General features: G+C 28.1%; 25 protein-coding genes. 1 reads left to right on the top strand and 24 read right to left on the bottom strand.

What is annotated here, in order from left to right:
* Positions 1–43 precede the first annotated feature (43 nt).
* The 23 genes from PTZ02_RS00690 to PTZ02_RS00580 form a co-directional block, all read right to left on the bottom strand.
* Positions 44–1,354 (bottom strand): nucleotide sugar dehydrogenase, encoded by a 1,311-nt coding sequence (locus PTZ02_RS00690; RefSeq protein ID WP_274225911.1) that lies wholly within the window; start codon positions 1,352–1,354, stop codon positions 44–46.
* A 229-nt stretch (positions 1,355–1,583) separates the two neighbouring features.
* The gene (gene galE, locus PTZ02_RS00685) at positions 1,584–2,564 is read right to left on the bottom strand and encodes a UDP-glucose 4-epimerase GalE (RefSeq protein WP_274225910.1); all 981 of its coding nucleotides are present in this window, start codon (positions 2,562–2,564) and stop codon (positions 1,584–1,586) included.
* A 270-nt stretch (positions 2,565–2,834) separates the two neighbouring features.
* Positions 2,835–4,010 carry a polysaccharide pyruvyl transferase family protein gene (locus tag PTZ02_RS00680; protein ID WP_274225909.1) on the bottom strand — a complete coding sequence of 392 codons (1,176 nt, stop codon included), beginning with the start codon at positions 4,008–4,010 and terminating at the stop codon, positions 2,835–2,837.
* A gap of 689 nt (positions 4,011–4,699) precedes the next feature.
* Positions 4,700–6,040: a lipopolysaccharide biosynthesis protein gene (locus PTZ02_RS00675; RefSeq protein ID WP_274225908.1), complete on the bottom strand. Its 1,341-nt coding sequence runs from the start codon at positions 6,038–6,040 to the stop codon at positions 4,700–4,702.
* Between the two features lie 4 nt (positions 6,041–6,044).
* Positions 6,045–7,010 (bottom strand): glycosyltransferase, encoded by a 966-nt coding sequence (locus tag PTZ02_RS00670; protein ID WP_274225907.1) that lies wholly within the window; start codon positions 7,008–7,010, stop codon positions 6,045–6,047.
* Entirely contained in the window at positions 6,995–8,053 is a 1,059-nt protein-coding gene (locus tag PTZ02_RS00665) for a glycosyltransferase family 4 protein (protein WP_274225906.1), read from the bottom strand. The genes PTZ02_RS00670 and PTZ02_RS00665 overlap by 16 nt, the downstream gene beginning before the upstream one ends.
* 2 nt (positions 8,054–8,055) lie before the next feature.
* A complete protein-coding gene (locus PTZ02_RS00660; RefSeq protein WP_274225905.1) occupies positions 8,056–9,144 on the bottom strand; it encodes a glycosyltransferase family 4 protein in 1,089 nt (362 codons plus the stop codon).
* 11 nt (positions 9,145–9,155) lie between these two features.
* Positions 9,156–10,382 (bottom strand): O-antigen polymerase, encoded by a 1,227-nt coding sequence (locus tag PTZ02_RS00655; RefSeq protein ID WP_274225904.1) that lies wholly within the window; start codon positions 10,380–10,382, stop codon positions 9,156–9,158.
* 17 nt (positions 10,383–10,399) lie between these two features.
* The gene (locus tag PTZ02_RS00650) at positions 10,400–11,275 is read right to left on the bottom strand and encodes a glycosyltransferase family 2 protein (protein ID WP_274225903.1); all 876 of its coding nucleotides are present in this window, start codon (positions 11,273–11,275) and stop codon (positions 10,400–10,402) included.
* 11 nt (positions 11,276–11,286) lie between these two features.
* Positions 11,287–12,282 carry a glycosyltransferase family 2 protein gene (locus tag PTZ02_RS00645; RefSeq protein ID WP_274225902.1) on the bottom strand — a complete coding sequence of 332 codons (996 nt, stop codon included), beginning with the start codon at positions 12,280–12,282 and terminating at the stop codon, positions 11,287–11,289.
* Positions 12,283–12,328: 46 nt separating this feature from the next.
* Positions 12,329–13,378 carry a dTDP-glucose 4,6-dehydratase gene (gene rfbB, locus PTZ02_RS00640; RefSeq protein WP_274225901.1) on the bottom strand — a complete coding sequence of 350 codons (1,050 nt, stop codon included), beginning with the start codon at positions 13,376–13,378 and terminating at the stop codon, positions 12,329–12,331.
* 3 nt (positions 13,379–13,381) lie between these two features.
* Positions 13,382–13,954 carry a dTDP-4-dehydrorhamnose 3,5-epimerase gene (gene rfbC / locus PTZ02_RS00635; protein ID WP_274225900.1) on the bottom strand — a complete coding sequence of 191 codons (573 nt, stop codon included), beginning with the start codon at positions 13,952–13,954 and terminating at the stop codon, positions 13,382–13,384.
* 14 nt (positions 13,955–13,968) lie between these two features.
* Positions 13,969–14,880: a glucose-1-phosphate thymidylyltransferase RfbA gene (gene rfbA, locus PTZ02_RS00630; protein ID WP_274225899.1), complete on the bottom strand. Its 912-nt coding sequence runs from the start codon at positions 14,878–14,880 to the stop codon at positions 13,969–13,971.
* Between the two features lie 51 nt (positions 14,881–14,931).
* Positions 14,932–15,972 carry a mannose-1-phosphate guanylyltransferase gene (locus PTZ02_RS00625; RefSeq protein ID WP_274225898.1) on the bottom strand — a complete coding sequence of 347 codons (1,041 nt, stop codon included), beginning with the start codon at positions 15,970–15,972 and terminating at the stop codon, positions 14,932–14,934.
* A 37-nt stretch (positions 15,973–16,009) separates the two neighbouring features.
* The gene (locus PTZ02_RS00620; RefSeq protein WP_274225897.1) at positions 16,010–16,930 is read right to left on the bottom strand and encodes a glycosyltransferase; all 921 of its coding nucleotides are present in this window, start codon (positions 16,928–16,930) and stop codon (positions 16,010–16,012) included.
* Between the two features lie 2 nt (positions 16,931–16,932).
* A complete protein-coding gene (locus tag PTZ02_RS00615) occupies positions 16,933–17,613 on the bottom strand; it encodes a sugar transferase (RefSeq protein WP_274225896.1) in 681 nt (226 codons plus the stop codon).
* Between the two features lie 120 nt (positions 17,614–17,733).
* The gene (gene rfbD, locus PTZ02_RS00610) at positions 17,734–18,615 is read right to left on the bottom strand and encodes a dTDP-4-dehydrorhamnose reductase (RefSeq protein ID WP_274225895.1); all 882 of its coding nucleotides are present in this window, start codon (positions 18,613–18,615) and stop codon (positions 17,734–17,736) included.
* Positions 18,616–19,159: 544 nt separating this feature from the next.
* Positions 19,160–19,882 carry a hypothetical protein gene (locus PTZ02_RS00605; RefSeq protein ID WP_274225894.1) on the bottom strand — a complete coding sequence of 241 codons (723 nt, stop codon included), beginning with the start codon at positions 19,880–19,882 and terminating at the stop codon, positions 19,160–19,162.
* Positions 19,883–19,900: 18 nt separating this feature from the next.
* A complete protein-coding gene (locus PTZ02_RS00600; RefSeq protein WP_274225893.1) occupies positions 19,901–20,200 on the bottom strand; it encodes a hypothetical protein in 300 nt (99 codons plus the stop codon).
* Positions 20,201–20,374: 174 nt separating this feature from the next.
* Positions 20,375–20,575 (bottom strand): small, acid-soluble spore protein, alpha/beta type, encoded by a 201-nt coding sequence (locus PTZ02_RS00595; protein WP_274225892.1) that lies wholly within the window; start codon positions 20,573–20,575, stop codon positions 20,375–20,377.
* 92 nt (positions 20,576–20,667) lie between these two features.
* Positions 20,668–21,420 (bottom strand): carbohydrate deacetylase, encoded by a 753-nt coding sequence (locus PTZ02_RS00590; protein ID WP_274225891.1) that lies wholly within the window; start codon positions 21,418–21,420, stop codon positions 20,668–20,670.
* Positions 21,421–21,438: 18 nt separating this feature from the next.
* Positions 21,439–21,966: a DUF3284 domain-containing protein gene (locus PTZ02_RS00585; protein ID WP_274225890.1), complete on the bottom strand. Its 528-nt coding sequence runs from the start codon at positions 21,964–21,966 to the stop codon at positions 21,439–21,441.
* A 219-nt stretch (positions 21,967–22,185) separates the two neighbouring features.
* On the bottom strand, positions 22,186–23,331 hold the full coding sequence (locus PTZ02_RS00580; protein ID WP_274225889.1) for a DEAD/DEAH box helicase: 1,146 nt from the start codon (positions 23,329–23,331) through the stop codon (positions 22,186–22,188).
* Between the two features lie 198 nt (positions 23,332–23,529).
* Between PTZ02_RS00580 and PTZ02_RS00575 the strand changes: the two genes are divergently transcribed.
* Positions 23,530–24,597, top strand: coding sequence for an NAD(P)H-dependent flavin oxidoreductase (locus PTZ02_RS00575; protein WP_274225888.1), 1,068 nt, complete (start codon positions 23,530–23,532; stop codon positions 24,595–24,597).
* A gap of 66 nt (positions 24,598–24,663) precedes the next feature.
* Here the strand turns inward: PTZ02_RS00575 and PTZ02_RS00570 are convergent, their stop codons facing one another.
* Positions 24,664–25,311: a hypothetical protein gene (locus PTZ02_RS00570; protein WP_274225887.1), complete on the bottom strand. Its 648-nt coding sequence runs from the start codon at positions 25,309–25,311 to the stop codon at positions 24,664–24,666.

Genomic DNA, 25,311 nt, shown 5'->3' with positions numbered 1-25,311 from the left:
TGGTTCTTTCTTTTTATGATTATTATATAAATATAACTATTCACTATAGTCTAAAATAAACATAACCAGCCTTTTCAAAATCTTTTCTATTATAAAGTCCTTTTACATCTATTAAAACAGGATTTCCTTCTCCATAAAAATTCTTTATACTTTGAGCATCTAATTCTCTAAATTCACTGTGGCTAGTAGCAAATACTACTGCATCTACATTCTTTATGTCATTAAGCTCTAATGATGATATACCATATTCTTCTTTCAACTCATTTTTATCAGCTACTGGGTCAAATGGTAATACCTCTATTTCATACTCTTTTAATTCTTTAATAATATCAAATACCTTTGAATTTCTTGTGTCTGGACAATTTTCTTTAAATGTTAGTCCTAATATTGCAACCTTTGCACCCTTAACTTTTTTATCTCCTTTAATTAAGGATTTCACTACATTTTCAGCAACAAAGGCAGCCATTCCATCATTTATTTTTCTTCCAGCTGCAACAAGATTTGCTTCTACTCCAAATTCTTGAGCTCTATGCACTAAATAGAAAGGATCTACTCCTATACAATGACCTCCAACTAACCCTGGATTAAACTTAAGGAAGTTCCACTTTGTTCCTGCTGCATCTAATACTGCTCTTGTATCAATTCCCATCTTATTAAATACCATTGAAAGCTCATTTACAAATGCTATATTTACATCTCTTTGAGTATTTTCTATAAGTTTAGCTGCTTCTGCAACTTTTATACTTTCAGCTCTATATACTCCAGCTTCTATTATAAGTTCATAAGTCTTTGCAACTACTTCTAATGTTTCTTCGTCCATTCCAGAAACTATTTTAGTTATCTTTTCTAATGTGTGAACTCTATCTCCTGGATTAATTCTCTCTGGTGAATAGCCAATTTTAAAATCTATTCCACACTTTAATCCTGATTCTTCTTCTAATAGAGGAATACATACTTCTTCAGTAACTCCTGGATAAACTGTAGATTCAAAAACTACTATTGAACCTTTTGATAAATTTCTTCCTACTGTTCTTGATGCACCAATTACTGGTCTTAAATCTGGTGTGTTATCTTTATTTGTTGGTGTTGGTACAGCTACAACAAAAAATTTAGCTTTTTTAAGTTCTTCTTCATCATAAGTAAACTTACAGTTACTAGCTTTTAATTCTTCATTTCCAACTTCATTAGTTACATCGATACCATTATTGTAAAGATCTACTTTTGCCTTATTTACATCAAATCCTATAACATCAATTTTCTTTGCAAATGCTACTGCAAGCGGCATTCCTACATATCCTAATCCTACAACTGCTACTTTTTCTTCTCTTTCAATAATCTTTTGGAATAAATCCATCTTATTATCCCCCTATATGTTAAGCTTTAATTATTTCAGGTTGTTAATAGTTTAAACTATCTTTACAAAACCTACGTTATTATGTCTCTATTTCAAGTCATCCTTATTATTATAGTTTATATGTTATATAAATATCAATACTTAGCATAAAAATAGATTAAAATATTGCTAACCCCTTATTATCAGTGGTTTTAACAACATTTTAATCTATTAAATTAAAACTATTTACTTAAAATCCATTTGGGTGCTTTGAGTGCCACTGCCAAGCTGTTTCTATTATATTTTCTAAGGTGTTAAATCTTGGCTTCCATCCTAGTTCTTTTATTGCTCTATCTGATGAGGCAATTAATATTGCTGGATCCCCTGCTCTTCTTTCTGCAATCTCTGCAGGAATTTCATGTTTAGTAACCTTCCTAGCAACATTAATAACCTCTTTTACAGTAAAGCCTGTACCATTTCCTAAATTATAAATCCTGCTTTCTCCACCATTTTCGAGTCTTTTAAGTGCTAATAAGTGAGCTGAAGCAAGATCAGACACATGAATATAATCTCTTATACAACTTCCGTCAGAGGTATTATAATCATCCCCAAATATCATTATTTTTTCTCTCTTGCCCAATGCTACTTGTAATATTAATGGAATCAAGTGAGTTTCTGTCTTATGATCTTCTCCAATATTTCCATCTATATGAGCTCCAGCTGCATTAAAATATCTTAAAACAGTATATTTAATTCCATAAGCAGAATCACACCATTTAAGAATTTTTTCAACCATAAGCTTTGATTCTCCATATGCATTTGTTGGGAAAGTCTTGTCCTCTTCTAAAATTGGTATATTTTCAGGTTCACCATAAGTTGCTGCAGTTGATGAAAATACAATATGTTTAACATTATACTCATTCATAACTTCAAGTAGGTTTATAGTACCATAAACATTATTGTTAAAATACTTTAGTGGATCTATCATACTTTCTCCTACTAGAGAAAATGCTGCAAAATCTATAACTGCATCTATACTATTTTCCTTAAATACCTTACTTAAAAATTCCTTGTTTCTTAAATCACCTATATATAATTTCAAATTGTCTATAGCTTCCTTATGCCCAGTCTCTAAACTATCTACAACTATTACATCTTTCTCTTCTTCTAATAAATGAGCTACCATATGACTACCAATGTAGCCTGCCCCTCCACAAACTAGAATTGCCATTATAACCTCTCCTTTATTTACTTCTTTACATATATTATAGCAAAACAAGTTTTATAAGAAAATGATTCGCTCATAATAACATACTTTTTACATAATTCTCTTACTTTTTCACATATTTTATTCATAAACATAAATTTTTTATTATTATAACATTATATTAATTGGTATATTTCTATCAATTATGTGCTTATTTAAATAATTTATTCATCAGAAGTAATATGTACATTATAGCACCTTTTATGATTATTTTTTCATATTTATCTTGAATAGTTAATTATTCAAAGCTTCCTTCAATATATCGATGTTTTTTTTCATTCTCTCTTCTATTCCATTTCTGTTAGATATAATATCTTCTTTAATGACATTGCTCTTATTAATTATCTCTTCCAAATTCATTAGCAACTTATCCACATCTAGGTCAAAGTTTCCCAAGTTACTTTGTTTTTCATCTGTTATGTAAATACATTTATCTTCCATTCCATAGTTTTTCATTGCTTCTAATGACTTATGATGATAAACAATACCTATCGTTGGAATTGCATAAGATAGTGATAATATCAGTGAATGACATCTCATTCCAATAAATATTTCACACTCTGCTATACACTTCTTTGTATATTCAATATTATTTAAGCAATTTTTATCGATTTCCATTTTTAAAAGTGGATTTGATTTTAAAATATTTTCAATAAAAGATGCGTCACTTTTCATCATTGGAATAAATCTTAATTTATAATCTGGATATTTTTTATTAATATTAAATATTAAACTAATAAATTTATCAATCAAAATTTTATGTCTTTTTTTTGAATTGCTCCAATACTCTTCACTATTGAATAGTTCAACTAAATTTATTCCTATAACTTTTTCTTTTTTTAAACTATTTTGTTTTTCTGTCATAACATTAAAAACTGGATCTATACCTAAAATAACTTTGGCTTTATTTACTCCACAGCTTATTAACTCTTCTTCAGATATCTTATCTCTTACAAGTACATAATCTACAAATTTATTAATAATAAATGCAACCTTTCTTTTTCCACCTTTAGTATTAAACGGGCCTGCTCCAATTCCATAGAGAATTGTCTTTCTATTATACATTTTTGCTAAAATCATTTGTTTTAGCCACCCAAATGGTACTTCATTTTGCCAATCAGAAAGGAAGCCACCTCCACCCATCATGAATAAATCGCATTTTCTAATATTCTTAATTGTTTCAAATAAATTTCCCTTAATAAAAGATTTTATTGTTGACAAGTTATGTATAGGAATTTGATTTACTGCTGTTAAATTATGAACATCATTCGTATGCTTTATATTAAATGACATTACAACAATATTGGAGTGTTTATCTATACTCTTAACATTTCTTACTATCTCCTGTAATATTACTTCATCTCCACAATTTTCATTTCCGTACCATCCAGAAATCACAATATTCTTCATTTTATCTTCTCCTTTGTATGACTTGAGGTCAATCTATCAAAATTTAATTTATTACATAACATCTAATCTACTTACTTATAAAATAGTATTTCTATTATTTTCTGAAGCTTGCATCTTCATATCATTTATCTACAAAAATAATTATATATTCCTAATGTGAATTTTATATGAATAAGTATGATTATACATAAAGTTTCCTGCTTTTAAATAAAAATATAACATTGAGCAAAATATGTATATTGGCCATATATCAAAATTGTATATACTATATAATTGATTCTTATACCAATTTCTATATTAACATTTTATTAATATATTGGGAAGAAATAAGAAAAGCATTTTTCATATATTATCCTTTGTATATAGATAATTAAAGATACGCTTGAAATCAAAATATATTCGCTGACATATATATTTACAAATTACTCAAAAAAAACTTGTCTAATTTTACATTTCCTATTAATATTGCATTCTCTTTATTTGTATAAAAAAGATCATGCATCTAAGAAATATAGCCAATAACAAGTTTTATTACTTAATATTTAATTATAGAATAAATTGACAACCAATCAAGTACCTACCAATTCATACTTTTCTAATATAATGTAGTGAGATATTAATTGATATTTAAAGAAAAGTACACTAATATTTCTAAAAACTTATAAACTCCCCGCTTACTCTTTTGTTTTCTATTCCTTCTTACTCATGCTTAATTTTTTAAATTCAAAAATACTATAATCATTTCTTTTCAAAATAATGATTTTAATTGAAATTACCATTACCGTCTGTAAAAGTAATGAAAATATTACTCCAATCAACTCATAATTTTTAACACCAAAAAATAATAGGATAAGATACGTAGAATTTACAAATAAAAGTATTGGTAAATTATATTTTATATATCCCAATGCCATAAAAATCGAATGTATTCCAATTGCTGAATATGCTATTACAATTACTAACAGATAGGCAATCAATTGATTGATATATAGATTGTAGTCTGAAATAAACAAACGTAACCATAACTTATATGTTAAACCAGTAGCTGCTAATACCACTATGCCACCCAATAGTAATAACTTCATCAATTTTCTGTTTAATTTAAATGCATTTTCATATTCTCTCTTAGCAATCATTTTAGACATTTCTGGATAAACTATTTGACTTAGTGGAACTCCTACTTTTTCTATAATAGTACCAATCTTTTGAAAAATTTTATAAATAGAAATTTCATTGAATCCAAGATATTTATTTATTACAAAAGTAGTTAAATATTTAACTGGAATATCCAATGTAGAAACTATATTGCTATAAAAACTAAAGACTAAAAATTCTTTTTCAAACTTAAAATTATATTTATAAAAATCATTTAATTGCTGTTCTTTTAATACCCTATATGCAAAGATTAATTGAAGAATATTTCTGATTATCTCCAAAGTTATTTCAACCATTAAGAAATAGATAAAATTAAATTTCAAGAAGAATCCAACAAAATAGAAAAACAATTTAAATAATGCTGTTATAATTGCTGTATATGTTGTTAAATTAAACTTGTTAAAAATTCTTAATATACCTACTGAAGTCCCATTAATATTAAATATAACTGTAACCATATATATATTTAGATATAGAATGACTGTACTATCCCATCCCATAATTTTAGAAATTGGGTAAATACAAGCATATCCTACCAAGGTTGCTATAATGGCAGTACTTATATCTAGGGTAAGTGCTTGTTTTATTACTTTCTTGCATTTCACACTATCATTTTCCTGTATATATATAGGCAAAAATTTTATTAAGGCATTAAATGACTGAAAATTGAAGATATCACTAAACATTACACAATAAGTTTGTATCATTACAATAATACCATTTCCTTCAAGTCCCACGGTCCATAATGCCAAACTTAAATTTACTATTCCTATAAGCGATACTAACGTATCACCTGTTAACATTATGATTAGATTATTTAGTATTCTATTATGTAGAATTTTATTCTTTATCTCTTTTAAGTTCAATTTTTTCATATTTCTATTCCACACTTCTATATATTTTATTCTTTTTAATTACGTTCAAGTTGGTTTTCCCTTTAATATAACCAGCTATTTGAATTAGTTCTGTAAAAATATACAGAAATAATAGTTTTAACTTATTTTTTTTGCTTAATGCTATTCTATATTTATAAACTACTAATAATAATAAAAAAATACCAATCTCAACATATAAAAGTGACCCTAATATACCAAGTAATACAATAAAATAAAATACTATTTTTTTCAAATAATCGTATTCAGAATTACTCGCTTCAGCATCTCCAATACTATATAAATATATTTGTTTTATATATTGCTTTAAATTTTTTCTAGGTTCCCAAAAAACAATAGCATCCTTTTGAAAAAAGAACTTGTTATTTTTTTCTTTTAATCTGATATCAAAAAGAGTATCTTCACCAGCAAAACTTAAATGTTCAGGATATCCCCCAACTGATTTCCAAGCTGATTTTCTAAATGCAATTGATCTAGATGAAGGTAAAAATGTTTCTTCATTTACAAATTCTACTTTTGTAAATAAGATATTTGAAGTTAATTCTTGAAACTTGTTATATATTTTGGGCTCGTACCAACCTGATACTACATCAATCTCTTTTGATTGAAATGGCTCTGCTATTTTCTCAAGCCAAATCTTATCAATATCACACCCTGCGTCTGTTACAGCGATTATATCACATTTACAAGCATTGATTGCTATATTTCTTCCTTGCGCAATATTACATCCTTTTTCTACTAGAATCTTTACGAAATTATATTTTTTAGAATAACTTTCTAACTTTTCTAGAGTGCCATCTTTTGATCCAGCATCTACGATAATTATTTCTCTAGGTAGTACTGACATATTTAATACACTATAAAAGAAAGAATCAATACCTTTTTCTTCATTATAAACTGTACTAATTAATGATACATCTATAATTTTTTTTACACTTATAATTTCGTCCATAAATTCATATACTCCTTAGCCATATTAGTCCAACTCATATCTTTTACCCATTTATATGAGTTTTGTATCAACTCGTCTTTTTTATTTTTATTTATTATAATCTCGTTTAATTGATTTGCTAAAGCTTCCGAATTATCTGCAATTATAATTTTTTTATTATACTCTGGAATCATTTTTAGATAATCTTCTTTTAATTCGTTATCATAATTACATATTACTATCTTTTTCATAGACATTGCTTCAAGAATACTTAAATATCCTGATGTAAATACATAGTCCGAGTTAATAATATATTTTTCAACGTCACTTACAAACCCATGAAAATGTGTTGGTATTTCATATTCATCACACATTTTCTTTATACTATCAGATAATGTTCCTGTTCCACATACATCCAAACTAAAATCTGCACCAAATTCTTTTTTCAAATTTTTTAGTGCTTCAATATACATTATTATTCCAGTATCGCTTTCAAGCCTTCCTAAATACAAGATACTAGTTTCTGATTTGTTTACTTTATTTTCTTCCTCACGTGATAAATCACTAATATCTGTAGCTCCGTATATAACTTTATCTGCTTTAGTATCATACCATTTTGTTATAAAATCTCCAACACATATATTCCCCGAAGTTAACTTTTCTACCTTTTTACGTATTTTAACAACTTTTCTTTCTGGAGGAAAAATCCCCTCCCATCCATGAAATGTTATAAACACCTTTTTAAATGGTAAGATAAATCTAAATGGAAGAAACCAGTACCAAAATGTTGAATAATCATGGCAATGAATTACATCCGCCTTTATTATCTTAGAAATATTTCTTAATATTCCTAAAAATATTTTTATTCTTGAAAATTTCCCATCACATTTTAACCTAATAATTTTTATTCCTTTATAGACTTCAAATTCCTTATAAGAATCTCTTCGAGTAAATATTGTAACTTCATGTTCCATTTTTATTAATTCTTCGGATAACTTTTCAACATGCTTTTCTACACCACCAATATGTGGATAGAATCTATCTGTAAACATAATTATTCTCATTTTTAACCTCTTGAACAAAATTCATATGCTTCTAGTGTTTGTTTTGCAGCAATATTCCAAGTATAATTATTTAAAATAAGTTCTCTCAATTTCTTATTTTTGTCATTTTCCCACGCTTCCCTAATACTTGACTTGATGCTCTTATAATCAAGAGGATTGCAATAATAAGCATAGTTTTCAAAATACTCTTCAGTACTTCCTACAATTGTTGAAACAATATTGCACCCCAATGCTCCTGCTTCTAAACTTGCTAATCCAGGAGTCTCCCTAAAACTAGGCAATATATGTAACTTTGCATTACTATTTACACTAATTATTTCTTCAGTACTTCTTTTACCTAAAAAAAGAACCTTATGCCCTTCTGCCTCTTTTTTACACTCATAAAAATATTCATCATTACTCCATTTACCAATTATAATTAATGGAATATTCAACTCTTTGCAAGCTCTTATTGTCAACAAGGTATTCTTTCCTATTTCTACTCTTCCAACCTGTGTTGCATAATTAAAAGGAATATATCCTTGTTTTTCTATTTCTTCTAACTGCTTTACACTTCCAACATCCTTATATTTTTCTGAAATTCCGTTATATACAACTTTACATTTGTAACTATAATCCTTATCAAATGATTCTTTTAAGCAATCAATTTCCATATTTGAATTAGGTAGTATTTGATCTGCTATATCTAGTATTTTTATCCTTTTCTTATTTCGTTTCTTCTGATTTAATTTTTTTAAAAAAATCAACATTTTTTTACCAAGTATTTTTTTTACTATCCTTGCTTTCTTGGTATAAAAATTATCTGGTAGGTCATTCATTAATTGCTCATAATTCCACCATATTGGAGAAACAACTATCTTTTTTCCTAATGATTTTGCTTTAATCACTTCATCATAAGTAAATTCCTCCGTCTGTATATTAAAAAAATGAATTATATCATATTTACTGTACGTTTCAATAGTTTGAACGCCTAATACAGTTTCAACATCAATACCCATTTCCTTTAAAGCCTTTTGTGTCTCTAGCATTTGCATAGTATCTCCGCCGAAATTCTCCAACGCATCTACTCTATTTACAATTAATACCTTCATATAGTTACCTCTTATATTCTTTTTAATTTCTTAAATTTCTTATTTAGATACTCATTTTTCTTAATTATTTTAATAAATTTACTAAAATAGAAAAAGGCTAATGGATATACTAACTGAAATAACATACCAGAATAGGATAACATATTTGAAAATGTATTTAAAGCAATTATATTACATAAAGATGCTATACCAACAACATAATAAGTCTTATTCTCTTTAATTAATTTCAAATATATGAATATAAATATAGCCATATACAAATAAATTAGTATTATCCCTACCCATCCTAGGTAATAGTAAGCTCCCATAAAAACTGTCCCCACTACAAGATTAGGCTTTATTAATTTCACCTTCTTACTACTGTCTTTCACATATGTCGAAGATATCCTTTTTGATATAAAATCAGGAATAATCTCTACTGTTATAAATTTTTTAAAATTAACGTTATTTATATTTGGATTATATTCATCAATATTCTTTTGTAAATTTGCTAATGGAGAAGAAATGTATAAATATGCCCAAAAAAATGGCTTCGGTATGATAGAATTCCTGAATCCATTAGATGCTTCACCAATAGATAAAATATAATCACTACTAAATTTATTTTCAACACTGCTAATTTGCTTATTATTTCTGTAATTTCCAAACAATCCAAAAATAAAGAATACTACTAAAATACTTGAACTTATTCCTAATATAACTTTCTTATTTATAAGCTTTTTTGAAACAATATATTGTAGTCCAACAAAAAAGCATCCAATAAATATATTCAAAAGCATACCGCGTGATATTAATAGAAAGGATGGAATCAATGTTACAATAAATCCCCCAATTAATATCTTTTTTCTAGTGCATATAAACAAATAAAATAGAAAAATAGAATAAAATATGGTAAAGGTATATAAGATTACATGAATAGTTGGTATTCCTTTATAATCTGCATAAATGATGCTTGAATTTGTTAATGGCATTCCTTTTGTATAAATAAACTCGAGTAAAAATCCAATTATTATAAAATAAACCCCATACATATATTTCTTTTTATAACTTATCAAATTAAACTCTGTACCATTAATTTTATAATAATATCTTCCCAAAAAACCGGATGAAAGAAATGTCACTATTAAAAATACTATCAAACTCAAACTCAAGTTTGGATACAAGTTAGACCAACCTAATAAATAGGTCAATAAAACACCTACAAAGCTAACTAGATATACAAAAAATGGATTAATCATATACTCTCCTTTTCACTCTATTCATACTTTCCAAATTTCTTTTTTCTAAAGTCACAAATACCTAAGATTATCATTCTAATTTTACTCAACTTATGTTTTTCAAAAAGAACAATCTTAAATAATTCTCTCCAAAACTTTATTTTATCCGCCTTTACCCATTCAGGATAAATATGCTTATACTCTTTCCAAGTCCACATCCTATTTCTAGTCATGTAATATCTTCTTATTGGAGAATGATTACTACTAGTTAATTTGTACTTTCCAATTATATTTTCAGACTTATTCCCTAAGTTATGTAACATTAATGCATTTTCTATTTTTAAAACTTTATATCCTTCTCTGTTGATTCTTAAGCAAAACTCATGATCTACATAGTCAATAAAAAAGTCTTCTCTTAAATATCCAATTTCTTTTAATAGGTTTATCTTCACTAAATTTCCTGATGTTATTTCTGTTAAAACTGTTGAATATCCTTCTTCAGAGCTATTCAAGTTATCTTTATCATAAAACTTTTCTTCATAATACTTGGGAGCAAGTATAGCAACCTTGTCTCTTACATCATCCGATATCATTTCATATGTCTTCAGCATATTTTCTATCATATCATCAAAAATTTTACTATCCTGATCCAACGTTAAAACCCATTCGAAGCCATTCTCTTCTGCATATTTAAAGGCAGTATTTATTGCATATGCAATACCCATATTTCTAGTTAAAAATTTAATTCTCACACCTTCTAGAGACTCAAGTGCTTCTAAGCTTTTTTTTGTCCTAATATCTGAGCCATTATCAACTATAAGTAATTCGTCAACTATGTTTTTTAACCTAATTACATTTTTACTGATTTCACTTTCTACATTATAAGTTACAATTACTGCAAGAATCTTCCCCACGTTTTCCTCCACTATTTTTCGAAAAGTCCATTAATTGTATTTTCATTTATCTTTCTAATATCTAATAAATGTTGTTTCTTTAATAAAAATTTTTCATTCTTAAGTCTAATCAATTCCTTCAGATATTTTAAGTTTCCTGGCTCAAATATAAGAAAGTAAAGAATATATTGTAGGAATCTAAATCCAATTCTTATTAAATCCTTTTTCACAGTATTTAAGCAATCATTTTTGTAAATCATAAGATATTGATTTCTAAACGAAATTCCTTTCAGGTAGTTAGACTGATTCCTTCTATTTGATATCTTTTTAATTATTCCTGTAGCTCCATTCATTCCTCTCCCATGATAAGCTATTGCCCATGGAATATAATGAGATTCAATTCCTATCCAGTTTAATCTCCAACATAAATCAATATCCTCTTTATACGCAAAAAAATCTTCATCAAAATATTCATTTTGAAATTTTATTAATTCAAGTGCTTCTCTCCTATACACTGGAGCAGCACCACAAACGGCAAAAACTCTTTTTGCATTTTCATACTGTCCTTTATCTTCCATGTTTTGTCCGATATCATATGCTGCTCTATTTTTTTTGACTGAAATTCCAACACTATCAATTATATTTTTTTTTGTATTTGTCTTAAAATCATATTTTAATAGTTTTCCTGAAATTGCTCCAGCTTTTGAGTTTCGATTTAAGTAATTAACGCAATTTAAAAAATAATCTTTTTCAAATACTACATCAGGATTTACAATTGCTATATACTCACCATTTGTGGAGTTTATTCCTACATTTGCTCCTCCTGCATAACCATTATTAATATTTTCAACAATTTGGACTTCTGATTTAAAATTACTCTTTACAAATTCTATAGACCCATCTTCTGAAGAATTATCCACCATAATAATTTCTTTATTTAAATATGTTTGATTTATTAAAGATGTAATACACTTCTCAAGGCACTCTTTTCCATTCCAATTAACTATAATTATTGAGATCTTTTCCATATACATTCACATTCCTAAGCTTTTAATGTTTTGAGAAATAAAATGACTATTTATACTGTTGAATATAATATTTTTCATACTCTCCCGAAGTAACATTCTCCATCCATTGTTTATTATCTAAATACCACTTAATTGTTTTAACTATCCCTACTTCAAAAGTAGTCTCTGGATACCATCCTAAATCTTTTTTTATCTTAGTAGGATCTATTCCATATCTTCTATCATGTCCTTTTCTGTCTTCAACATGCTTTATTAAATCTTCTGTAATTTCTTTATCTACATTTTCATGTAAGTATGCTATTACTGTTTTAACTATTTGTATGTTAGTTCTTTCGTTATGTCCGCCTACATTGTAAACTTCTCCCACTTTACCATCTCTCACAACCATATCAATTGCTTTACAATGATCTTCTACATATAGCCAATCCCTTATGTTAAGTCCATCCCCATATACTGGTAAGTCCTTATGATTTAGACAATTATTAATTAATAATGGTATTAACTTTTCTGGGAAGTGATATGGACCATAATTATTAGAACATCTTGTTAATGTTACTGGCATATTATAAGTATCAAAATATGCCTTCACCATAAAGTCAGCTCCAGCCTTACTTGATGAATATGGACTATGAGGATCTAATGGTGTATTTTCCATAAAGAATCCTGTTTCGCCTAAGGAACCATATACTTCATCTGTTGATACTTGATGATACCTAACTCCTGGTCTCCATCCATCTTCAATTTCCCATGCATTTTTTGCACAATTTAACAAGTTAACTGTTCCTAATACATTAGTTTGTGCAAATATTTCAGGTTCTTTTATGCTTCTATCCACATGAGATTCTGCTGCAAAATTAACTACGTAATCAATATCATATTTTTCAAATAAGGATGTAACTAAATCCTTATCACATATATCACCTTGAACAAACACATGATTATCATTACCTTCGAGAGATTTTAAGTTTTCTAAGTTTCCTGCATAAGTTAATTTATCTAGGTTTATAATCTTAACATCATTATATTTATTTAACATATATAAAACAAAATTTGAGCCTATAAATCCTGCTCCACCAGTAACTAAATAAGTTTTCATAAATTACTCTCCTTTATATTCAAATGGTAAATCTAATTCTTTTAAAGTTTTTTGAACTTTATCCTTATCAGATAGTAGAATTTCTTCTATTCCATCTAAAGGCCATTCTATACCAACTTCTGGATCATTCCATAATAACCCTGAATCATACTCTGGTGCATAGAAATCTGTACACTTATAGTTAAATACAGCCTCATCAGACATAACTAAAAATCCATGAGCAAAACCTTCCGGTACATAGAACTGTCTTTTATTTTCTGCTGTTAAAAGAACGCCTTCCCATTGCCCGAATGTTGGAGATCCTTTCCTTAAGTCTACTGCTACATCATAGACTTCACCTTGGGTAGCCCTTACTAGTTTACCTTGGGTATGTTTAGTTTGAAAATGCATTCCTCTTAGAACACCCTTTTTAGACTTCGATTCGTTATCCTGAACAAATTCCATTGTAAGACCTGCTTCAAAAAAAGCATTTTTATTGTAAGTTTCCATAAAGTATCCTCTATTATCACCAAAAACCTTAGGTTCAATAATATATAAATCTTTAATTTTTGTTTCTATAAATTTAAAATTCCCCATTTTAACACTCCTAATTATTTAGTTGCTGCTACTTCTCTTTTGGATAAGTTTTCATTCTCACATTCTTCAGCTATATCCTGTAAATACTGTCCATAACCTGTTTTAAGCAAAGGTTTGGATAATTCTAAAAGTTCCTCTTTACTTATCCATCCTTTTCTATATGCTATTTCTTCAAGACATGCTATATAAGTTCCTTGAGTATTTTGTACAGCCTCAACAAAATTTGATGCTTGAAGCATAGATGCATGGGTTCCCGTATCTAACCATGCCATCCCTCTTCCTAGCAATTCTACTTTAAGAGTTTCTTCTTCTAGATATAATCTATTTAAATCTGTTATTTCCAATTCACCTCTTGGTGAAGGTTTAAGATTTTTAGCCTTTTCAACTACAGAATTATCATAGAAATACAATCCTGGTATCGCATATTTAGACTTTGGATGCTCAGGTTTCTCTTCTAATGATATAACATTTCCTTCTGAATCAAATTCCACTACACCAAAAGCTTTAGGATTTTGAACATAGTATCCAAAAACTACTGCTCCTTTTTCTAAATTAGAAGCATTATATAAATTTTTACTAAAGTTTTGACCATAGAATATATTATCTCCTAAAATCATAGCTACACTATCATCACCAATAAATTTTTCACCTATTACAAATGCTTCAGCTAATCCATTAGGAGCTACCTGAACAGCATACTCTAGTTTTAATCCTAGATCAGAACCAGTACCAAATAGTTCTTTAAAGTTAGGCAAATCTCTTTCAGTTGATATTATTAATATTTCTCTAATTCCAGCTAGCATTAAAACTGACATAGGATAATAAATCATAGGCTTATCATAAATTGGTACCATTTGCTTAGACATTGCTTTTGTTACAGGGTATAATCTTGTACCAGATCCCCCTGCTAGTATAATTCCCTTCATAATAGACTCCTTACTAAAATATCATTTTAAATTAAGTTGTTAAAATTTTTCCTACAAAAGTTCCTTAGCTTTTTTAATTTCTTGCTCAGAATGCTTTGAAGAAATCATTATGTAATCATCTGTCTCGACAACAATTAAATCATTTACGTTGTTTAACAATATTTTTTTATTCGTTAAAACAATATTATTATTAGATTTAAAAGAAACACCATCTGCATTAAATACATTTCCATTTTCGTCTTTACTTGAGTATCTTTCTATACTAGTCCAGTTTCCTACATCATCCCAACCAAAATCACTAGTAATAACATAAATATCTTCTGCTTTTTCCATTATTCCAAAGTCTACTGAAGTATTTTCAGTTAATCTATAATTAGCATCTACAATTGACTGTATCTCATTTTCTGGACAGTTTAAAATTTCTTTTAAAGCACTGAATGTACTCATTAAATGCTTTTCTGTTAGATTAAGTATTGTATTAATCTTCCAAATAAACATTCCACCATTCCAAAAATAAGAACCTTGCTTTAAATACTCTAATGCTTTTTCAATATTGGGCTTTTCAACAAACCTATTAGCTTTATAAATATTTTTATTTTCAATTTTATTGTCATCTTGAATTTTTATATATCCATATCCAGTTTCAGGTCTAGTTGGCCTTATGCCTAAAGTAACTATTGCATTCGTATAATCTTGAACAAATTCATATCCCAAACTTACACAATTTAGAAATGCCCCTTCATCTCTTACTAAATGATCAGACGGCAGTACTATCATTGTTGAATTTTTATAATATCTATTTATTATCATTGCAGATAATGCAATACATGGTGCTGTATTTCTACCCTCTGGTTCAATAATTATATTTCTATCTGGCAATTCTGGTAATTGTTCTTTTACTAGTCCAACATAATTTTCTCCTGTACATACAAAAATTCTTTCTAATGGAATCAAATTTTTTATTCTATCCACAGTCATTTGTAGCATACTCTTATCACTCAAAAGAGTTAAAAATTGTTTAGGTTTCTCTTCAGTTGATAATGGCCAAAATCTAGTTCCTTTTCCTCCTGCCATAATTAGTCCACACAACATATTAAACACCTCTCCATATGTAAGCAAATAATATTTATTAGTTATTTTCCCAATAATATTTATTGGATGAATATTTTTTTATTTTGTTCCTTGACAATTTATCATATTTCTTTCCATAACTATTTCCTAAAAACCTAGCAGCAAAATTTGGGATTACGTTAAAAAAGGCTTTTAAATTCCCCTCCACTAATGATTTAACAAGTACCAATCTTAACAACTTAAAAGCACTTTCATTTGCTCTATATTTTGCAAGATAGCTATTTTGTTTCAGAAATACGCCTTGATCAAAATATCTTTTAAACAATTCACTAAACTTGTAGTCATGAGAATGAATTACTTGCGCATCAGCACAATATTTAATTCTATAACCACTATTTATTAATTTATGTGCAAAATACATATCTTCATTTGTTAATAAGTTTTTAGCGTCATAACCGTTTAACTCTTTAAAAATTTTATTATCAACTGCAGATGCCGCATCTGAAAAGAAAAATGTCATTATTCCTAATCTTTCTATATCATCCTTTGAGACTATTCTGCTATCTTCTGGATAATTATTAATTCTTGTATATCTCTCTATAGATTTATTTTCACATATTTGTCTGGAAAAACTTGCCTCACATTCTTTTCTGATAATTGGAGATGTAAGTTTCTCAAGCCAACTACTATCCCTGATTATAATATCCTGAGTAATAAACACAATGACATCCCCATTAGATTCAAAAGCTTCTTTTTCTCTTGTTAAACTATGCGAAAATTCTTCCGGCTTAATAGCTTTGTAATGGGCATTTATTCTCTTTAATATATTCTCTGTATTGTCCTTTTCTACTTTAGTTAATACATATTTAATATTTAAATCAAAACTTCCCGACTGCATTAGCAGACTCTTATGTAAATCTTCAATATATTTCTCTGCTTTATACAACGGACATATTAAATCTATCTTATATCTTGCCATTTCTAAACTGCCCCTTCTTTTTTTATGACAGAAATAACTGTTTTAAATAAAATTTTTATATCTAACCAAGTTGATCTATTATCGATGTAATACATATCCATTTGAACTCTTTCCTCATAGGTAGTATCACTTCTCCCATTAGCCTGCCAATATCCTGTTAAACCTGGCTTTACTGAAAATAGTTTTTCAGCATATTTACCATACTTTTCTACTTCCTTCTGAACTATTGGTCTAGGTCCAATTACACTCATGTCCCCTTTTATAATATTTATAAGCTGTGGAAGTTCATCTAGGCTTGTCTTTCTTAAAAAATCACCAACCTTAGTTATTCTAGGGTCATCATCTAACTTAAAGTTTTTCTGAAATTCTTCCTTTTGTTCTGGCGTAAAATTTTTAAAAACTTCATCTGCATTTTGCACCATACTCCTAAACTTATAAACACTTATCGTTTTTCCCTTATATCCAATTCTTTTATGTCCAAAAAATACAGGACCTTTTGAATCCATTTTAACTATTATAATGAGTATCAAGAAAATTGGTGAAAATACAATTAGTCCAATTATTGAACTAACAAAATCGAAAATTCTTTTAACAAATTCATATATTCTTAATTTAAGGTTTAAATCAGTTCTTCCTACTTCTGTTTCTTCATTATCTAGTATTTCACTATTAACATTCTCCATCATGTACCTCCCAAACAATATCTAACTCTTCTATACCTAATTAAAGAGATTTTAACACAATTGCCAATTAAATTTCATAGCTTAACCTAATTCACATAAGAATAACATAGTCAACAGAATCTACTTGTTTATTTTACTTATAAAAACTTTTAAAGCATCTTCCCATTTTCTCATTTCGTCTCCAACTGTAACTCTTAGCATCATATTATCTAGTGATGAAAAACTAGGTCTTTTTGCAGCTCTTACATATTCCTCTGATGTAACTGGTTGTACAACACATTCTATTTCCGAGAACTCTATAATTTTACTTGCAAAATCATACCATGAACATTCTCCTGTACCAGTACAATGGTAAGTTCCGTATTCCTCTGTTACTGCAATCTTAAGTAAATGATGTGCTAAATCCTCTGCATTAGTTGGATTTCCTCTTTGGTCATTAACAACAGTAAGCTTACCCTTTTCTTTTCCCACTTTCATAATTGTATAAACAAAGTTATTTCCTTCATATCCATACAACCATGCAGTTCTTACAATAAAATACTTATCTGCAAACTCTCTTACAAAGTTTTCTCCTGCAAGTTTTGTTTTTCCATAAACACTTACTGGATTTGGCATATCATATTCCTTAAAAGGGCTTGTACCTTCTCCATTAAAAACATAATCTGTAGATACATGAACCAGCTTAGCTCCGAATTTATTTGAAGCTATTGCAAGATTTCTAGGCCCAAGTGCATTTATTTTAAATGCTAAATCCTCTTTGCTTTCACATGCATCAACATTTGTATATGCAGCACAGTTAATAACTACATCTGGCATAACTTTACCAAAATATTCTTTTACAGAAATAAAGTCAGTAATATCCAACTCCTCTACATCCACTTGAATAATTTCTAAATTATCATATTCTGTAGAGATTGCTCCAATTTCTGACCTTTTGTTCTTTAATATATTTATAATTTGTTTTCCCAATTGCCCTTTTGAACCAGTAACTAATATCTTCATGTCATATCCTCACCTTTTTATATAATAGAAACATCCATCTTTTAATGTTTATTTTAAATTGAATTCGAAACATTCTATTGTCAAATTATAAAAACTTTTTTACATGCCTTTAACTTCATATATAATATCATAGTAGCATTTTTCCATCAATCAAAAAATCTAGACCTATTATTCTATTTATCGACATAAAACTACTTTTGAACTCATTTATAAATATACAATATTTCCAAATCATCATATATTTCATTCCCAACATTCCAATCATATACAAAATTTCCTATAATATTAAAATAATATTATAGTGATATGAAAAGAATATGAATTTATTGTAAATAACATTTTATTTGAAAAATTAAATTTTTTTAAACTTTTTACGAATAATATAGTTCATTTTTAATTTTACTATACTTTTCTTAAAAAAACTATAATAAAAGTACCATTGAAATGATTTTATCAATTACTCAAATAATATTAAATAAAAAAAGATATACAGAATAAACTAGAAAACTCTGTATACCTTATTGTTTAATTTATAGATATTCAATTACTTACTTGTGTTTGTAGTATTAGAAGTGTCTGTTGTTGTGTCTGATGGTGTTGTTGTGTCTGTTGGACTTGTTTGACCAGTTGATGTACTTGGATCCTCTTTTGCTGGAGCCGCTGCTTGCCTTGCTATTGCTAAAGCATCATCTAAATTAGAATTTAACTTATTTAGTGCATCTAATCTTGCTTGAAGTTTTGCTATAACTTTATCCATTGATGCTAATGCATTTGAAAAATCTTTTTTCTCAACTTTATCCTGTGTATCAGCCTCAACAGTGCTAACACCTGTTGTAGCCTTTACTTCACCACTTGAAGTATTTAGAACAGCTGCTTTCGCTAGCAAATCATTTAACATATCTTCTGGAAGTGTTTTATTTCCAGCTTTTATATCTTCTAATATTGAATTTAATTCTTCAGTTTTTGCTTCAATTTGTTGTCTAACTTGAATTGTTTGTTGTCTTATTTGCTTCATTGTTTCATGCTTAGCTTTCATTGCTGTTTTGAATTCACTAATCTGTTGTTTCTTTTCATCTTTTTTTGCTTGATTAGCTTCTTTTTGAGCTGAACCATTATTTTGTTTAGCATCTGATGATTGGTTTTTGTCTTGACTTACAACGTTTGCTTTATTCGCTCCTGGGTTTTCTGGTTTTCCTTTAGCATATACAGCAGTTGAAGTTAACATTACTCCTGAAATAACTAATGCAGCTAATTTTGTTTTATTCATAATAAGTACCCCCTAAAATTAATTTACTGAATCTAAATTTATATCTTTAACATCATCAAGTGAATTTAAAGAATCTTTTATGTTACTAATTGCTGAATCTAATTTATTATTTACCTCAGCCTTTTGAGTTGGTGTCAATTCCTTAACAGTACCTGGCTTAACTGTTTTAATATTATCTTTTGTGCTAGTGCTTGTAGAATTTGTAACCGATGCTTTATTATTACCATCTGTCTCACTGGAGGTTACATTGTTCTTATTTCCACAACCAGCTAAAACAAGACTAGAAAAAATTACAACTATCAATAATACCTTCTTCATAACTTCCTCCTTATCTACCTTATGTTAATAAATACGAAGAAGATATTTATTTTTTTGGGGTATTTAAAGAATTTTTTGAATATTTAATGCAAAAATTTTTTTTTGCAATATAAAAAGCGGAAACTACTAGTTTCCGCTTCTTTAATATATAGTTTTAAAAATTACCTTCAAAAATTATTTTTCTCTTATTGGAGTTCTAGGTGTTCTATTTTCTATACCTTCTTCTATTCTCGATTTATTTTTTCCGAGCTTTCTAGATTGTTTTGAAAATCCTATTTCATTTGCAGTTTCCTCTTGCATCTTTTTTACTTCTTTTCGAGTTTTCTGTCTTGATTTTTTATTATCCTTAGAATTTTTATTATTCTTATGTGACACAACAATACCTCCTATAATTATTTATAGGTTTATTGTTTCAATAAATAAATTGGGCTATTCTAGGAAACTCTAGGAAACTTGTATGTTAAATCCTATATCTCATTGAATCCAATAAGTTTTATATCATTATTTTTTATATACTCTATCATTGAACTGGAAGTTAATACTTCAAACTCTTTAGCTCTGTTTGTATTATAGGAAGTTGCCTTAATTAAGTCTTCATCTACATAAGCTGGATGGCACATTATCTCTAAGGTTTCATCCTCATCAGCATCCTCGAATAATTTAATTAAAAATTCTTTTGTTGTCTTGTCCCCATAAAAATCTATCGAGGTATTATTTGTTGTTTTAACACCTTTTTCAATATAATACTCATAATCTTTTGAATATACACATCTAAGAGGTATATTCATCTCTTTTGCTAGCTTTATAACTATATCCGTAAGTTCCTTATTTATAACAAAAAAATGATGATGAGCATCTAAATGAGTTGGTTTTAATCCCAATAAAAGTAATTTACTTATCTGAGCTCTAAGCTCCTTTTCAACCTCAACAAAATTTGGTTTCTTTACATTTTCAATTCTTCTATAAAAATTCCCAGTTTCATCAACGATAGAACTGACTTCCTCTTTAGGCAATATAGGTTTTCCCCAGCTTAATGTTAAATGAATTCCTATATTGTTTATTCCTCTTTTTTCAGCTTCTTTTAACGCCTCTTCAATATATAAGCCATTTGCCATAGCTGTAGTTTCTGTCACTATGCCCTGCTCCATTGAATCTAATATTCCTAAAGAGACTCCTTTGGTTATACCAAAATCATCTGCATTTATTATAACTTTTTTCATAATATCACTTCCCACAAATTACTCTTCGTTATTTTCTTCCCTATCAACAACTACTTCCTCAGCATCAACTTCTGTATTTGCGGGCTTTCTATTAGTACCATTTCTTCTATCCATTAATGCTTGTAATTCATTTTCAAGTGATTTTACGAAATATTCAAACCTTCTCTTAATTCTTTTCTTAAAGAGATATTTCGTCATAAATACATTTACTGTTGAAAAAATACCATTTGCACCTTCACTCTCTGTTAATACAAGTTTAGTTTTATTTTCATCTAAAGCTGTAAACTCGTATCTTGATATGTATGACATTGAACCAGAGCTAGTGGTACTTCTAATTTCATACACTTCATTTTTTATATAATCTGTTATCTCAACAGTCATTTTCCCAGTTTTTGAGGAATAAGCTCCAACTTCTTTAGTTACTTTTGTTCCAATTGGATCTTTTTCATTAAATCCCGGGAAATCTCTTTTTGCAGTTTTAGCAAAAATACTGAATACATCTTTTACTGAATAATCTAATATTACTTCACTTTCATGTAAGCTCATGTTTTACCCCCTAAGCTATTTTGTTATTATTTTAAATATTTGCACATTAAGAATAAAATTCTTAACACCACTAAGTGGTACTTTTTACCCTATAAATATTATACTTATTTATGTAATTATTTTCAACGTATTTATATATAAACTATTATTACTAAATAAAAAAGCAGAAACTCATTGTTTCTGCTTTGAAATCACTATTATTAATCTATTGTATCCATTTTATTCTTCTGCTTGTAATATTCTTCCCATGTATAAATATTTTTTATTAAACTTAATTCTCAAACTTCTTTCATATTCTTCTATTATTGGAAGCTCTTTAAAATCTACTAATGAGTACGCCTCTCCCTTTTCACCTGCTCTTCCAACTCTTCCAACTCTATGTAAGTATTCTTTAGGATCTTCAGGAATATCTACATTAATTACTTGAGTAACTCCTTTAATATCCAGACCTCTTGCTGCTAGGTCAGATGCTACTAACACTTGAACCTTTCCGTTTCTAAAAGATTCTAATGCTCTTTTTCTTTCTTCTTTATCTATATTACCATGAATAGTTGCAGCATTTACTTTATGGAATTTAAGTTTCTCAAGGGCTTCATTAGCATCAAATGCCTTATTAATAAATACTAATATCTTTTTAGCCCTTGAAGCGTGAATAAATCTTCTTAAGTAATCTATTTTCTTTCTTTGCTCTACTAGTACATAATTATGAGTTATGTCTTCATTTACTCTATTTCTTTCTTTTACTCTAATTACCTCAATATTATCAGCTAACTCTTCTGAAAGACTTAATGTGACATTATTTAAGGTAGCTGAAAACATTAATACCTGTTTTTGCTTTTGAGTTGATTTAAAAATATCCTTAATAATAGGTAAATTCTTTTTATCCAATAACTTATCTACCTCATCAAGAACTATAGCCTTAATGTTTTGTGCTGGTATCTTCTTTTTTCTAATAAGCTCTAGTGCTCTTCCTGGCGAAGCTACTAATATGTTTGGTTTATCTTTTAATTTTTCTATCTGTCTTGTTATATTAGCACTTCCGATCAATGGAGTGGATGTAATATCAAGATTAGATTCTCTTTTTATTTCCCCTATTGTATTATGTATTTGCATTATAAGTTCATGAGTTGGCGCAAATATTATACACTGTATTTCTTTCTTTCCCTTTTCTAGTCTTTGAAGTAAAGGAATTAAATAAGCTAATGTTTTACCTGTTCCAGTCTCAGATTGAGCTAATATATTTCTTCCTTCTAATGCAATAGGTATTGTTCTTTCTTGCACTTCTGTTGCTTCAACTATTTTAAATTTTGTTAATGCTTCAATTAGGCTTTCATCTAATCCAAACATATCAAATGTTTTCTTCATTATTATACCTCGTTAATTTTTGATTATTGTGTATACTATATAATACCTTAGTATAGGCTCTATTATCAACTTTTATTAATTATAATAACAAAATTACTTGTTAAAAATAAAATAATCAACTATAATTAAGCTACAAAATACTTTTATTATAAAATTATTTCATTATCAAAGTAAATTTTAAAAAAGGAGTTGTTTTTTGTGGATATAAAGCCATTAAAGATAGGAAATTTAATTGCAAAGCTTCCTATTATACAAGGTGGAATGGGTGTAGGAGTTTCCTCATCTAAACTAGCAGGTGCCGTTGCATCCTGTGGTGGTATCGGGGTAATTTCTGGTGCTCAAATAGGTTATACTGAGGATGACTTTGAAATAGATTCTCTTAAAGCTAATTTAAGAGCTTTAAAAAATCACATAAAAGTTGCTAAAGAAACAGCAAAAGGTGGAATTATTGGTGTAAACCTTATGGTTGCCATGAAAAATTATGAAGAGCATGTTAAGGCTGCTATAGAAGCAGGTGTTGATATAATCATATCTGGTGCTGGACTTCCAACAAATCTTCCTAAAATAGCTAAAGGTTTTAATGTAAAACTTGCTCCTATCGTTTCTTCTTTAAAAGGTGCAAATGTAATATTAAAGCTATGGGATAAACATCACGGAGTGTCTCCTGATATGGTAGTCGTTGAAGGTCCAAAGGCTGGAGGACATCTTGGTTTTTCTAAAGATGATTTAGAAAGCGGAGATATTGATTTCGATAAAAGTGTTGTAGATATTATAGAACTTGTTAAAACTTACGAAGAAAAATACAATAAATCAATACCAGTTATTGCGGCTGGAGGTGTTTTTGACGGACATGATATCGCTAAATATCTAAAGCTAGGTGCAAGCGGAGTTCAAATTGCTTCAAGATTTGTTGCTACTGAAGAATGTGATGCTCATATTAATTTTAAAAATGCTTACATAAATAGCAAGAAAGAAGATATTGTTATTGTTAAAAGTCCAGTAGGAATGCCTGGTAGAGCTATTAAAAATGCTTTTGTTGAAAGAGTTAACTTAGAAGGCGAAAAGGTAACCAAATGTTATAACTGTTTAGTTCCATGCGATCCTAAAACAACTCCTTACTGCATAACTAAAGCTCTAATCAATGCTGTTAAAGGTGATTTAGATAATGCTTTAATATTCTGTGGCGAAAATGCTTATAGAATAAATAAAATGTATACTGTAAGTGAGCTTATGAATGAACTTATTAGCGAAGCTAAGCTTTCATAATTATTAAATAACCCCAGAATACCTAAAGTATTCTGGGGTTATTTTATTATAAATTCATTATATTCTCTAATTTAAATTACTTATTTCAATTATTTTAGCTCCATCTACCAATTTAACTTTATAAATAATTTCCTTCTTTTCATTTTTACTTTGATTATTAATACTTCTTATTTCATCTGTTTTTACAGTGGCCTGGTATATATTTTCTTCTACTTTCTTTACACTATCTAGTGAAAACTCCATTTTTTCCACTTTTGTATTACTTTCTCTGTAGCCATCTATTAATGCTTTAACATCACTATATGCTTTGCTATCCTTTTCTACAACATCCTTTAAAAAATCAATATTCAAGTCTTTATTATTAACCATGTTTTTAAAAATCATATTAAATGAAGTTATAGATTCTTCAATTAATGCGCTTTTGTCATTGTCAACTTGATCGGATTCTTTATTAGATTCAGGCTTAGCATCATTATTATTTTGTGGCTTATCTTCTTTATTCTTGGTTTCATTAGATTCTTTTTTATCATCCGATTCTTTTATATTATCTGAAGTATTATTTTTTCCATCAGTGGATTTATTAGTATCTACACTTATATCGCCTTTGTCTTTGTTTGATTTATTATTATTCTTATTAAAAGTTATATAAACTACCGAAGAAATTATTACAGCCATCACTACAATGCCTATTATTATCTTTAAGTTTTTATTCAT

The sequence above is a fragment of the Clostridium sp. 'White wine YQ' genome (genome assembly GCF_028728205.1).
GTDB lineage: Bacteria > Bacillota > Clostridia > Clostridiales > Clostridiaceae > Clostridium_T.
The sequence above is the reverse complement of the archived record's forward strand: the minus strand, read 5'-3'. Positions and strand labels throughout refer to the sequence as shown.

What these genes read in the sequence shown, in the direction of transcription:
- PTZ02_RS00690 (WP_274225911.1), bottom strand. Translation starts at nt 1,354, where the DNA reads ATGGATTTATTCCAAAAGATTATTGAAAGAGAAGAAAAAGTAGCAGTT.
- galE (WP_274225910.1), bottom strand. Translation starts at nt 2,564, where the DNA reads ATGGCAATTCTAGTTTGTGGAGGGGCAGGCTACATTGGTAGTCATATG.
- PTZ02_RS00680 (WP_274225909.1), bottom strand. Translation starts at nt 4,010, where the DNA reads ATGAAGAATATTGTGATTTCTGGATGGTACGGAAATGAAAATTGTGGA.
- PTZ02_RS00675 (WP_274225908.1), bottom strand. Translation starts at nt 6,040, where the DNA reads ATGAAAAAATTGAACTTAAAAGAGATAAAGAATAAAATTCTACATAAT.
- PTZ02_RS00670 (WP_274225907.1), bottom strand. Translation starts at nt 7,010, where the DNA reads ATGGACGAAATTATAAGTGTAAAAAAAATTATAGATGTATCATTAATT.
- PTZ02_RS00665 (WP_274225906.1), bottom strand. Translation starts at nt 8,053, where the DNA reads ATGAGAATAATTATGTTTACAGATAGATTCTATCCACATATTGGTGGT.
- PTZ02_RS00660 (WP_274225905.1), bottom strand. Translation starts at nt 9,144, where the DNA reads ATGAAGGTATTAATTGTAAATAGAGTAGATGCGTTGGAGAATTTCGGC.
- PTZ02_RS00655 (WP_274225904.1), bottom strand. Translation starts at nt 10,382, where the DNA reads ATGATTAATCCATTTTTTGTATATCTAGTTAGCTTTGTAGGTGTTTTA.
- PTZ02_RS00645 (WP_274225902.1), bottom strand. Translation starts at nt 12,282, where the DNA reads ATGGAAAAGATCTCAATAATTATAGTTAATTGGAATGGAAAAGAGTGC.
- rfbB (WP_274225901.1), bottom strand. Translation starts at nt 13,378, where the DNA reads ATGAAAACTTATTTAGTTACTGGTGGAGCAGGATTTATAGGCTCAAAT.
- rfbC (WP_274225900.1), bottom strand. Translation starts at nt 13,954, where the DNA reads ATGGGGAATTTTAAATTTATAGAAACAAAAATTAAAGATTTATATATT.
- rfbA (WP_274225899.1), bottom strand. Translation starts at nt 14,880, where the DNA reads ATGAAGGGAATTATACTAGCAGGGGGATCTGGTACAAGATTATACCCT.
- PTZ02_RS00625 (WP_274225898.1), bottom strand. Translation starts at nt 15,972, where the DNA reads ATGTTGTGTGGACTAATTATGGCAGGAGGAAAAGGAACTAGATTTTGG.
- PTZ02_RS00620 (WP_274225897.1), bottom strand. Translation starts at nt 16,930, where the DNA reads ATGGCAAGATATAAGATAGATTTAATATGTCCGTTGTATAAAGCAGAG.
- PTZ02_RS00615 (WP_274225896.1), bottom strand. Translation starts at nt 17,613, where the DNA reads ATGGAGAATGTTAATAGTGAAATACTAGATAATGAAGAAACAGAAGTA.
- rfbD (WP_274225895.1), bottom strand. Translation starts at nt 18,615, where the DNA reads ATGAAGATATTAGTTACTGGTTCAAAAGGGCAATTGGGAAAACAAATT.
- PTZ02_RS00605 (WP_274225894.1), bottom strand. Translation starts at nt 19,882, where the DNA reads ATGAATAAAACAAAATTAGCTGCATTAGTTATTTCAGGAGTAATGTTA.
- PTZ02_RS00600 (WP_274225893.1), bottom strand. Translation starts at nt 20,200, where the DNA reads ATGAAGAAGGTATTATTGATAGTTGTAATTTTTTCTAGTCTTGTTTTA.
- PTZ02_RS00590 (WP_274225891.1), bottom strand. Translation starts at nt 21,420, where the DNA reads ATGAAAAAAGTTATAATAAATGCAGATGATTTTGGTATAACCAAAGGA.
- PTZ02_RS00585 (WP_274225890.1), bottom strand. Translation starts at nt 21,966, where the DNA reads ATGAGCTTACATGAAAGTGAAGTAATATTAGATTATTCAGTAAAAGAT.
- PTZ02_RS00580 (WP_274225889.1), bottom strand. Translation starts at nt 23,331, where the DNA reads ATGAAGAAAACATTTGATATGTTTGGATTAGATGAAAGCCTAATTGAA.
- PTZ02_RS00570 (WP_274225887.1), bottom strand. Translation starts at nt 25,311, where the DNA reads ATGAATAAAAACTTAAAGATAATAATAGGCATTGTAGTGATGGCTGTA.